We start from the raw sequence: 11,609 nt of genomic DNA on the forward strand, positions 1-11,609 counted from the left end.
CAAACCGACGTATTTTATGGTATTCTTCATAGTAACAGCTCCTTTCGCATGTAGCTCTGAAATGGTTTCCACTTCCATTTTAACCTACGGTGTGCGAACAGGGGCTGCCTTTCGTTCATCATAACTTAGCTTATCGAGAGCGGGATATTCAACCTATTTAATTGTACTTTTTCCACTTGTTTTGAAGCAAGAGGGGCTGCAGTGTGATTTAGAAGCGTGGTGAAAAGGTGTCCGGAGAGCCGGTAGGGAACCCAAACAGCGATAGCGTCGCCTTTGTAGCCTGATTTCCCCCTACAGTGGGGTTGCAAAATCCAAAAAATCCGGCTACAACAGCGGGTGGAATCCCCTACCCTGCCGTAGGAAACGACAAAATCACCACCCTTTTAGAGGGGGCCGGTTATACTCTTTTGAATACAAGATAAGCATCCGCTGAAGAAGAACCTGACTCTATCTGTGCAGGAGCATTGCTTGAGTGTTTTCTTGAGATGTCAAAAAGTATGAGCTTTATAGATATCGGTAACGCATCATGGCAGCGCAAGAAAAGCGACCCTTAAGGAAAGATTCAGCGGGATCTGTGCAGGGGCATTGATAGGGACTTTTCTTAAGAATCCCCCTAAATTGCCGATATAAATAGAAAGATGGACACGAAGGAGGGGAACGGGATGAATATAGGATCTCTGATTCGTGGATTGCTTGGGGACAACAAGCCGGGCGAGCCCAAGGCTGTGGAACTCAAGGAAGGCCAGGTTGTCCGTGGTGTGGTGCTTAGCGTATCGGATTCGGGCAAGGAGGCGGTGGTGCAAATTCAAGGCACACCGGTCCGTGCGGAGCTGGAAACGCCGTTGCAGCCCGGGCAAACGCTGAATCTGCAGGTTGCTCCTCCGGGAGAAAACGGCCTGCCTGTATTGAAGGCGGTCCCCTCCGGTGAAGCGGCATTGGGTTCGCCGCAAAGTATGGCTGAAGCGCTGAAAGCATTGGGGCTTACAGATTCCAAGGCAGGCAAGGAAATTCTTCAGGCCATGGTGTCCGGCGGTGTAGCGCTCACCAAAGAGACTGCGGCAAAGCTGGATGCCGTGATGAATGCCAAACCGCCGAATGTTTCTGCAGCGGAATGGCTGGAGGCGGCTGTAATCTCGGTAAAACGGGGCTTGCCGGTCACGGCAGAGAGTGTGAAGGGCTTGCAGCAGGCGGTGTTTGGTCCTAAGCTGCATCAGCTGGTGGCCGAGCTGGAGACGGCAATCGGTCTTTGGGCGCAACAGGAGAATGAAGCGGCAGGCGGCAATTCTGTGCCTAAGGCTTCGGGTCAGCCTGCTGCTGCGGCACCGGGAGCTTTGGCTCCGGGAGGAGGCGCTGTGAACGGGAATGCTTCGGCTCCCGCAGCTCCGGCGGCAGGCCAAGAGAATGCTCCTGGTGCAGACAGCACGAACGCAGCGCGGTTGACGTCAGCGCAGGCCGGGTCCCCGGCTGGCGGCGGCAGTGCTGAACCGCCCGGAACAATGCGTCCTGCCGGCACGGGGAAGGCAGAGCAGCCTGCGGGGAATGCGCCTGCAGCCATGGCCGGCAATGCAGCTGCCGAAGCAGAGGGACCGGAGGCCGCTTCAGCAGGCAAGGCTGTGCCGGCTGCCTCGCCGCTGCCGGCGCATGAAGGCGCGGCAGGGCGTCCCGGCGCGCAGCCGGAACGCAGCACAGGGCCGGCTGCAGAAGGCGCTGCCGCCGGCCAAGGAGCCGCCACTCCGCCGGCGGCTCCTGCCGGGACCGCCCTGCTGGCGAAGCTGCAGGGCGTGCTCACCGAGCTGCGCGGCACGCTGCCGCAGCTTACCGCGTCCCCGCCCGCTGACGCGGCGGGGGCAGAGCCGGCCCCCGCGCCTGCCGGGCAGCGCGGGGACAAGCCGTCTGCGGCTGCGGCGCAGCAGACGGGTGCAGCAGCCGCCCCCGACACGGAGTCGTGGGTGGGGCGGCTGCTGAAGCTGCTCGGTGCGGAGCACGAGCAGCAGGCGGTTCGCGGCGGCGGGAATGCCGCCGCTGAGGCCCGGGCCTCAGCGCTGCCGCAGGCGGGTGCGGCTGGCGGCGGGGATGCGGCCGCCGATACGCTCAAAGGCGTGCTGCTGCAGGTGCTGGGCAGCAGCGAGGCGCCGCCCGCGGTCAGGGAAGCCGCGGGCCAGCTGGTGCAGCAGCTGACGGGGCAGCAGCTGCTCCTGAACACGGACCGCACCGCTCCGTTCGCCCAGGTGACCTTGTTCCTGCCGCTCCGGGGGCCGGATGGACAGGAGACGGCTTCCGTCCATATCCAGTCGAGGCGGGGCCGCAAAGGAGAGCTGGACGCGGCGAACTGCCGCTTATGGTTTGACCTGGATATGAAGCAGCTGGGACAGACGCTGGTAGATGTGCAGGTGGTCGACCGGATAGTCAGCCTGAAGCTGCATAACGATACGCCGTGGGTTCTGGAGCTGCTGGAGGAACGCAAGGATGAGATTGAAGCGGCAGTGGAATCGATAGGCTATCAGCTGCTCAGCCTGAGAACCGAACCCCTGCCGCAGCCAAACGCGGCTTCTGCTTCCATTGCGGGCAGTGCGGGCAAGCTGGCGGATTATGTTCCGGATTCCTACAAAGGAGTGGATTACCGCATATGAGCGAGCCGGACCGTGAAATTTCGCTGAACCTCAAAAAAGCGGTAGCCCTTAAGTATTCACCGGCACAGAGCGAAGCTCCGGTCGTTGTAGCCAAGGGGCAAGGTGACGTAGCCGATAAAATCCTGCAGCTGGCCAAGGACAGCGGAGTTGCGGTTCAAGAGGACGCTGCGCTGGTCGAAGTGCTGTCCAAGCTTGACCTTGACCAGCAGATTCCCCCGCAGCTGTATCAGCTGGTGGCGGAGATTCTGAGCTTTGTGTATCAGAGTGACCGCGCTGCCGGTGAACGGAGGCAGAAATGAGCTCCGGGCCCGAAGAAATATATACCCGCAGGCAAAAAGGGGCTGCCGGCGAAAAAGCCGCGCTCCAATATTTGTCTGCCCGGGGCTACCGGATTGTGGACTGCAACTGGCGCTGCCGCAGCGGGGAACTGGACATTATTGCCGAGTATGGTGAAGTGCTTATTTTTGTGGAAGTCCGCAGCCGCAGTGGAAGTCCGCTCCAGGGAACCCCGGAGGAATCTGTGGATGGGCGAAAAATCCGTCAGGTGCGGGCCACAGCCCAGGTGTATATGCACATGAAGGGCCAGCATGAGCGGAGGGTTTCTTTTGACGTCATTTCGGTGATGCTGAATGAGGACATGACTATTGCGTCTCTTGCACATATCCAGGAGGCTTTTTAGAATATAGGAGTCTGTAGGTTTACACCATCAATCATCCTTCTGTTTTTGGTGAAGCGGATACCGTCCTTATCAGGACGGCGAAGCCGTTTCCACTTGAAAGATCAGAATTTATATGTTTTGGGGTCCCCGCAAAGTACCAGAGTCATCTTCGAAGCCAAGGCTCCACTTTGTGGGGTTATCTTGTACATTTTATGGCCTTATCCGACATTCAGTCTTGGCATACCCTCCCCACTATGGGTCATTTCTCCAAGGAAATGGGTAAACATTATTGTAACTTTTTAATGCCACCATAAGGAGGGCTGTCCGAGTGAGAAATCAACCGTTCGATATACAGGTTAGTTTTAGTTGCCAATATTGCGATCACAAAATCATAGTGGAACTGGGCGGAGAGCCTGTATCCGTTGTATGCTGCGACAAGTGTAACAAGACCTTTACCGTTATGCGGCCAGCCATAGCGGAGGAAATATTGATTGACTGGGAAAATGAAGCGTTATTTCAAAAAATCCGTGCCGAAAAAACCCAAAGCAGCAATAGCAGCCTGTTGTCGCTTGTGGTCCGGGTGATTGAGCTGCTGACCTGGCGTGACAAAGGCAACGGACAAGTGGAAGCGATCAAGGAGATGCGCCAATGGCTGGTAGAGCATGAGGAAGTGCCTCCGCTGGCTGAGCTGATCAAGCTGGATGCCAATAATCAGCGCTCCGTGAAACGGAAATGGGACGGTTAAAGGATGATGCTGGTCAACCAGACTCCTGGGGTCCGTCAGCGGACGCTCCGGGGTCTTTTTACAGGTTATGAGAGGGGGGAAGGACATGTCAAATGTATTTTTTACCTCGGATCACCATTTTGGGCATAAGCTGATTATTGATTTTGAATCCCGCCCTTTCAGCAGTGCGGAAGAGATGGACAGGGTAATGGCCGAAAAGTGGAATTCCGTGGTCGGGAAGGAGGACACCGTGTTTCATTTGGGGGATTTTTCTTTCTTGAAGCTGGACAGCACACGGCAGATCGTGTCCGCCCTGAATGGCTATAAAATTCTGATTCTCGGCAATCATGACCGCAGCCGCGGCCGGAGCTGGTGGCTGGAAGCCGGTTTTGATGAGGTGAGTGAGTATCCTCTGGTCTATAAGGATTTCTTTTTTCTGTCCCATGAACCGATGTATATGAACAGGCATATGCCATACATAAATGTGCACGGCCATATCCATGGGCAAAAGTACGAGGGGAAAAATCATTTTAACATTTGCGTAGAGCACTGGGACTATATGCCTTTAGCTTTTACTCAGATCCGTGATTTGGTTGCGGCGGATGAGGAAGGATAACGGATTTTCATCACTGCAGGCTTGCCTATATGTGAAGGTGTGAAGAAGCTGCCGCTTCTAAATCTAAAGTTCTTGATTATAGTCCGGTGAACTAGGTATACTTAGGATAATAGAACCGCTGGAAATTGAGGAAGCACCCTTTTTCTTGAAGCAAGTCCGCCCGGCGAGGGCGCATTTCAGGAGAAGAGGTGTTTTTTGTTATGTACGGAAAAATGAACAGCGCCTGCCTGTACGGCATTGAGGGCGTTATGATTGGTGTGGAGATCGACCTGGCCAACGGCCTTCCCCAGACAAACATCATCGGGCTGCCTGATTCAGCCATAAGGGAAGCCGTGGAAAGGGTGCGTGCTGCCGTCAAGAATTGCGGCTACCGTTACCCGCAGCAACGGGTCACGATTAATCTGGCTCCGGCTGATTTGCGCAAAGAGGGTTCTGCTTTCGATCTGGCGATTGCCCTTGGTATTCTGACCACAAGCGGACAACTGGTCATGCCTGAAGCGGATAAGCTGCTATTAATCGGCGAGCTGGCGCTGGATGGGAGTCTGCGGCCGGTTACAGGAGTGCTGCCGATGGTTGAAGCGGCCCGCCGGGCCGGCCTGAAGGCTGTGCTGGTACCGGCGGGCAATGCTGCTGAAGCGGCGTTGATCAGCGGGATGGCTGTGTATGCCGCGGAGCATTTGCGGCAGCTGCCGCAGCAGGAAGAAGAAGGGGGGGCTTTGGCGGCTGTCGGCAGACGAAAGCGGCCAAGGGCAGACCCGGATCGGGCTGACCTGGAAGAAATTGGGCCTTTTCCGGAAGAAGCCCGGAAGGCAGCGGCTCCGCCATTTTCTATACAGTCACCCTCCGCGCAGCCGGAAGAGCTGGCTTTTCCTGTGACTGTCAGCACCGGACCGCCAGTGCAGGAACGTCCTCCGGTTATTCTGCTTTCTTTGGAGCATCTGAGGTACATGCCTGAATATCAGGATAAGAATACAGGCGGCTCTGCAGAAAATACGATGATGGAGGATTACAGCGATGTGCTGGGGCAGAATCATGTGAAGCGGGCACTGGTGATTGCAGCCGCAGGCATGCACAATATTATTCTGATGGGTCCGCCGGGAACCGGGAAGACCATGCTGATTAAGCGGCTCCCAGGAATACTTCCGGAGCTTAGCGACAGTGAGTCGCTGGAGGTGACCCAAATCTTCAGCGCTGCGGGCAAGCTGAAGGATGCCCGCAGCGGTTTGCTGCGCAGCCGTCCCTTTCGCTCCCCGCATCATACTATCTCTGCGGCAGGGTTGCTTGGAGGCGGAGGGATTCCGAGGCCGGGGGAGGTAAGCCTGGCACACCGCGGCATTCTCTTTCTGGATGAGCTGCCCGAGTTCTCCCGCAATGTCCTTGAGGTACTGCGCCAGCCGCTTGAGGACGGCGCAGTCACGATCAGCCGCGCCCGGGCCGCATTTACGTTCCCGGCGCAATTTTTGCTTGCATGTTCGATGAATCCGTGCAGCTGCGGGTATTTGGGGAGCGGAGGATTGCAGCAGAGATGTACCTGCAGTCCGGCAAAAATCGCGCAGTACCGCGGCAAAATCTCCGGCCCGCTGCTGGACCGGATTGATATGCAGGTGGATGTTCCCCGTCCAAGAGACTGGAATGAGCAGGAGGCTTCCTTATCTTCGGCCGAGATGCGCGCAGAGGTGCTGAAGGTCCAGGCCCTTCAGGCGGAACGCTACAAGAACCTGCCGATCTCCTGGAACAGCGAGCTTTCGGGCGCTGCTCTCCGCCGCTACGCAGGACTGCGGAAAGACGGCAGAGAGCTGCTGGGCGATATTCTGGAAAGCCTAGGCCTGAGCATGCGGGCCCATGACCGGATCATCAAGCTGGCCCGTACCATCGCCGATCTTGAATCGGCGCCCGACATTACCTCTGCTCATCTGGCAGAGGCTGTGCAATACCGGAATCTGGACCGTCAGGTTCTGGCAGAGGAGTAAGGAGCATCCCGCAGCAAATATGGACACGCTCAAATATTTTTTATGGATGATAATGCGGCAACTGAGCGGACATGCAGTGTCGTTACACCCAAACAAGCCGCCCGGGAAGCGGGACGGCCTGTGCTAGGTTAACGGGATGTGCAGAGCTTGCTTACAGCACATTCAGCTCGACTGCAATGTTGCCGCGGGTTGCGCGGGAGTAAGGACATGCGCCGTGGGCCGCTTCCACCAGCTGTGCTGCGGTTTCTTTGTCGACACCCTTGACCAGGACATCGAGCTTCACGGCGATGCCGAACCCGCCGTCCTCAACCTTGCCGAAGCTTACGGTAGCCGTAACCTCACTGCCTTCAAGCTTTACTTTACCCATACGGGCAACCATATTAAGTGCGCTGTCGAAGCAAGCGGAATAACCGGCTGCTAACAGCTGTTCAGGGTTGGTGCCTTCACCGCCTGCGCCGCCCATTTCCCGTGGAGTGCTGATGGTCAGATTCAGCTTGGGACTCTCCGATTCAATATAACCGTTTCTTCCGCCCACCGCTTTAACTGTGGTTTCGTACATTTTCTGTTGGATAGTCATCACTTGGAACCCGCTCCTCTTCGTTCAATAATATATTGTACACAATTTAATTTAACACAAATAATATAATAGTCAATATATTTTTTGCTATTAACATGATATTGATTAGGAATTGTGATAAAATAACGTCATAAAGGCAGGTGAAAAGATATGCAAGAGACAACTACAACCCCCGAGCTGCTGCTTGAGAATCAACTGTGTTTCACCATTTATGCCTGTTCACGTGAGTTTACCAAGCTGTATCAGCCTCATCTGGACAAGATCGGTTTAACCTATTCCCAGTATCTCGTAATGCTTGTATTGTGGGAAAGACGTGAGTGTACCGTTAAGGAGCTGGGAGAAGCGCTTTTTCTGGATTCGGGTACATTGACACCGCTGCTGAAGCGGCTGCAGGCTGCCGGACTCATTCTGCGGGAACGGTCGCTTCAGGATGAACGGAAGGTGCTGATCTCGCTGACTGAGCAGGGCTGGGCTCTCCGGAGTGAAGCGGCATGCATTCCCGGTAAAATGGCGGAAGGAACGATGCTGTCAGCCGATGAATTTGCCGGTCTGCTTGGTCAATTCAAGGATCTGCTGGCCCGTGTCCACCAAGCCAATACCAGCACTTCAAAATAGCTTGTTTCTACGGTGTCAATGCAATCGTTCGCATTTCGGCATGAAATTAAGCGAAAATGTATGTATAAATGGTGAAAGTTTTTAAGGAAAGCGTTTTTAAAACATGTTACAATATTCTGGGTTTCATATTATGGCCTCTGGGCAGAAATCGATGCAAAGCTGAATTTTGCCCCGTATGCCATGGACAGAAACCTGTGCCGTTTTCATATTACTGCGGCATGGGTATTCTGTATGTACCGGGATATTGCTGTATTGCACCGGTCTGGACCCGGCTTTGGACAATCAAAACGGAAAGCGGAATGGCAGCAGGCTGCCTGCTTGGCCACCGCAAACTTTAGGAGGCTTCCGGTATGAATATCCACGAGTATCAGGGAAAAGAAGTGCTTAAGAAGTACGGCGTTGCCGTACCGAACGGAAAAGTAGCTTATACAGTGGAGGAAGCGGTGGAAGCCGCAGCGTCACTGGGTACCCCGGTGGTAGTGGTTAAGGCGCAGATTCATGCAGGCGGGCGCGGCAAAGCCGGAGGCGTAAAGGTAGCCAAAACAAGCGAAGAGGTTCGCGCATATGCAGAAGAGATTCTCGGAAAGACGCTGATTACCCATCAGACCGGGCCGGAAGGCAAGGCAGTGAAGCGGCTGCTCATTGAAGAGGGCTGCCAGATTGTCAAAGAATACTATATTGGACTTGTGGTTGACCGTGGCTCCGGCCGTGTGGTGATGATGGCATCTGAGGAAGGCGGAACAGAAATTGAAGAGGTTGCGGCTGCGCATCCCGAGAAGATTTTCAAGGAAAGCATCGATCCTGCGGTAGGGCTTCAAACCTTCCAGGCCCGTAAATTAGCGTACAGCATAGGCATTCCTGCTGAACTTGTCAACAAAGCGGTCAAGTTCATGCAAGCGCTGTATTTGGCTTTTGTGGATAAGGATTGCTCTATTGCAGAGATCAATCCACTGGTGGTTACAGGGGATGGAAATGTCATGGCCCTGGATGCCAAGCTGAATTTTGATTCCAATGCCTTATTCCGGCACAAGGAGATTCAGGAGCTGCGCGATCTTGACGAAGAGGATGCAAAGGAGATTGAAGCTTCCAAATTTGATCTCAGCTACATCGCACTTGACGGCAATATCGGCTGTATGGTGAACGGTGCCGGTCTGGCCATGGCTACGATGGATATTATCAAGTATTACGGCGGCGAGCCGGCCAACTTCCTGGACGTAGGGGGCGGCGCGACAACCGAAAAGGTCACCGAAGCATTCAAAATTATTTTGTCCGACGACAAAGTCAACGGGATATTCGTTAATATTTTCGGCGGGATTATGCGCTGCGATGTGATTGCCAGCGGAGTCGTGGAAGCTGCAAGGCAACTGGGTCTGACCAAACCGCTGGTTGTCCGCCTGGAAGGCACCAATGTGGCGCTGGGCAAACAGATCCTTGCCGGATCGGGACTGAATATCGTGGCTGCGGATTCGATGGCCGACGGGGCCCGTAAGATTGTATCGCTTGTGTAACGACAATTTGAGCAGGGGATGTGACTGAAGCATGAGCATTCTTGTTGATAAAAATACGAAGGTCATCACGCAAGGGATTACGGGCTCAACCGGATTGTTCCACACCAAAGGAGCTCTGGATTACGGTACGCAGATGGTCGGCGGGGTTACCCCGGGCAAGGGCGGTACCTCTGTAAATATTATTTTGGAGAATGGCAGTGAGGTCAGTCTGCCGGTATTTGATACAGTGGTTGCCGCCAAGGCTGCAACGGGTGCGACGGCAAGTGTGATCTATGTGCCGCCGGCTTTTGCCGCCGACTCCATTATGGAAGCGGTGGATGCCGGCCTGGAGCTGGTCATCTGCATTACCGAAGGGATTCCTGTGCTGGATATGGTAAAGGTCTCGCGTTATATGGAAGGGCGCTCCACCGTGCTGATTGGCCCCAACTGTCCTGGTGTCATAACCCCGGGGGAATGCAAAATCGGCATCATGCCGGGATACATTCATATGCCAGGTTATGTGGGCGTGGTCTCCCGCAGCGGAACATTGACGTATGAGGCAGTCCATCAGCTGACAGAGCGCGGAATCGGTCAATCCTCGGCGGTAGGGATCGGCGGTGACCCGGTCAAAGGCTCGGAGTTTATCGATATTCTGAAGCTGTTCAATGAAGATCCGGGAACCAAGGCCGTCATTATGATCGGAGAGATCGGCGGTACGGCCGAGGAAGAAGCGGCTGAATGGATCAAAGAGCATATGACGAAGCCGGTGGTCGGCTTCATTGGCGGGGTAACTGCGCCTCCGGGCAAACGCATGGGTCATGCCGGAGCCATTATTTCCGGAGGCAAAGGTACGGCGAGCGAGAAGATCGCTGTGCTGGAAGCCTGCGGAATCAAAGTAGCGCCTACTCCTGCCGAAATGGGCTCTACCCTGGTAAGCGTCCTGGAAGAGCGCGGCATTCTGAATGCCTTTACGGCCCATTGATATTATTAGGATACTTTTCCGGTAATTTTAGGTATAATCGGATTAAAGGTAAGCAACCTTTTGTTCTCTTTCATGGGGATAAAAGGTTGTTTTTTTGGCGTTCACCTGATTCGCACTGGAGAAGCTGCTTGTCCGGTCCGCTGCGGGCGGACGGCTATCTTAACTTGGGAAGCAACGCCTTCCCCATAAGGGAGAGAGAGTACATATGGAAGCACGTGAGCTGCTGATCGGATTCAATGAAATAGAGGGGATCGGCTGGAAAACAATCGACAAAATACGCCGGGCCGGACTTTTGACGGAAAAAGCATTTTCCTGTAGTTTTGAGGATTGGGGGAAGGCAGGATTAAATGCGAAAACCGCAGAGCAGTTGGCTGCTGATTTTAATGCGGATTGGATTTACAAGCGCCGCATTTTAATGAAGGAACGCGGTATAGCGGCGGTAACCTGGCTTGACGAGGAGTACCCTGAGCTGTTAAAAGAAACACCGGAGCCTCCCTGGGTGCTGTATTACCGGGGCCGTCTGGAGCTGGCTTCCCGTCCTGCCGTCGCCATGGTTGGCACCAGGGTTCCGACTGCCTATGGGCGTAAGGTGGGTGAGATGCTGGCCAGGGAGCTGGGAGCGGCAGGCTTTACAGTGGTGAGCGGCCTTGCCAGGGGGATAGACAGTGTCTGCCATGAAGCTGCACTCGGAAGCGCAGGCGGCACAATAGCGATAGTTGCTACAGGACTCGACAAAGTATACCCTCCTGAGAACAGTGGGCTGGAGCGGCAAATTTCGAGCGAGGGGCTAGTTATCAGCGAATACCCGCTCGGGACCAAAAGCCATCCGGGGCTGTTCCCTCAGCGCAACCGGATTATTGCCGGGCTCACTCTGGGCACGCTTGTCGTTGAGGCGGATATCCGCAGCGGATCGCTCATCACCGCCGATGCCGCACTTGAAGCCGGAAGGGATGTATTTGCCGTGCCGGGACCGGTCACTTCACCCAAAAGCCGGGGAACGCTTGACCTGATTAAGCAGGGGGCAAAGCTTGTAACCGGGGCTGCGGATATTATTGAAGAATACCGGTCATATCTGCCTGCAAGGGCTGCGGAGCAAGCGGAAAAAGCTTCTTTATTAACAGTGGGAGAAGACAGGCTCAGGGAAAAGAAATTGACAAGTGAGGAGTCTCACCTATACCATATACTGCATCAAGGCCCTTTTACACTGGATGAGTTGCTGCTCAGGACGGGATGGGATTTTGGACATTTGCATTCAGTTCTGTTATCTTTAATCATAAAAAAAGCGGTATCACAATTACCAGGGGCAATTTATAAGGTGATTTAATAATATAGAAGGAAAACTTTGGGAGG

Annotated in this window: 11 protein-coding genes; 10 read left to right on the forward strand and 1 reads right to left on the reverse strand. The window is 54.6% G+C overall.

The window, feature by feature from the left end:
• The first annotated feature begins 662 nt into the window (after positions 1-662).
• The 6 genes from HYD27_RS17875 (at position 663) to HYD27_RS17900 (ending at position 6,598) form a co-directional block, all read left to right on the forward strand.
• Positions 663-2,630 (forward strand): hypothetical protein, encoded by a 1,968-nt coding sequence (locus HYD27_RS17875; RefSeq protein ID WP_219217399.1) that lies wholly within the window; start codon positions 663-665, stop codon positions 2,628-2,630.
• Complete coding sequence (locus HYD27_RS17880; protein WP_219217401.1) at positions 2,627-2,929, forward strand: EscU/YscU/HrcU family type III secretion system export apparatus switch protein; 303 nt, start codon at positions 2,627-2,629, stop codon at positions 2,927-2,929. The genes HYD27_RS17875 and HYD27_RS17880 overlap by 4 nt, the downstream gene beginning before the upstream one ends.
• Entirely contained in the window at positions 2,926-3,309 is a 384-nt protein-coding gene (locus HYD27_RS17885) for a YraN family protein (RefSeq protein WP_219217402.1), read from the forward strand. Before HYD27_RS17880 ends, HYD27_RS17885 begins: the two co-directional genes overlap by 4 nt.
• Positions 3,310-3,616: 307 nt before the next feature.
• Complete coding sequence (locus tag HYD27_RS17890) at positions 3,617-4,033, forward strand: hypothetical protein (RefSeq protein WP_219217403.1); 417 nt, start codon at positions 3,617-3,619, stop codon at positions 4,031-4,033.
• Positions 4,034-4,118: 85 nt separating this feature from the next.
• Entirely contained in the window at positions 4,119-4,628 is a 510-nt protein-coding gene (locus HYD27_RS17895; RefSeq protein WP_219217404.1) for a metallophosphoesterase, read from the forward strand.
• Between the two features lie 200 nt (positions 4,629-4,828).
• Positions 4,829-6,598 carry a YifB family Mg chelatase-like AAA ATPase gene (locus HYD27_RS17900; protein WP_219217405.1) on the forward strand — a complete coding sequence of 590 codons (1,770 nt, stop codon included), beginning with the start codon at positions 4,829-4,831 and terminating at the stop codon, positions 6,596-6,598.
• Positions 6,599-6,749: 151 nt separating this feature from the next.
• Here the strand turns inward: HYD27_RS17900 and HYD27_RS17905 are convergent, their stop codons facing one another.
• A complete protein-coding gene (locus HYD27_RS17905; protein ID WP_219217574.1) occupies positions 6,750-7,175 on the reverse strand; it encodes an organic hydroperoxide resistance protein in 426 nt (141 codons plus the stop codon).
• 150 nt (positions 7,176-7,325) lie between these two features.
• Between HYD27_RS17905 and HYD27_RS17910 the strand changes: the two genes are divergently transcribed.
• The 4 genes from HYD27_RS17910 to dprA all read left to right on the forward strand — a co-directional run bounded on the left by HYD27_RS17910 (position 7,326) and on the right by dprA (position 11,583).
• Positions 7,326-7,790, forward strand: coding sequence for a MarR family winged helix-turn-helix transcriptional regulator (locus HYD27_RS17910; protein ID WP_219217406.1), 465 nt, complete (start codon positions 7,326-7,328; stop codon positions 7,788-7,790).
• Between the two features lie 350 nt (positions 7,791-8,140).
• Positions 8,141-9,298, forward strand: a complete 1,158-nt coding sequence (sucC, locus tag HYD27_RS17915) for an ADP-forming succinate--CoA ligase subunit beta (protein ID WP_219217407.1) — start codon at positions 8,141-8,143, stop codon at positions 9,296-9,298.
• Between the two features lie 31 nt (positions 9,299-9,329).
• On the forward strand, positions 9,330-10,259 hold the full coding sequence (sucD, locus tag HYD27_RS17920; RefSeq protein ID WP_219217409.1) for a succinate--CoA ligase subunit alpha: 930 nt from the start codon (positions 9,330-9,332) through the stop codon (positions 10,257-10,259).
• Positions 10,260-10,464: 205 nt separating this feature from the next.
• Positions 10,465-11,583 carry a DNA-processing protein DprA gene (gene dprA, locus HYD27_RS17925; protein WP_219217411.1) on the forward strand — a complete coding sequence of 373 codons (1,119 nt, stop codon included), beginning with the start codon at positions 10,465-10,467 and terminating at the stop codon, positions 11,581-11,583.
• Positions 11,584-11,609 lie beyond the last annotated feature (26 nt).

This window comes from Paenibacillus sp. S150, assembly GCF_019352175.1.
Lineage (GTDB): Bacteria > Bacillota > Bacilli > Paenibacillales > Paenibacillaceae > Paenibacillus_AQ.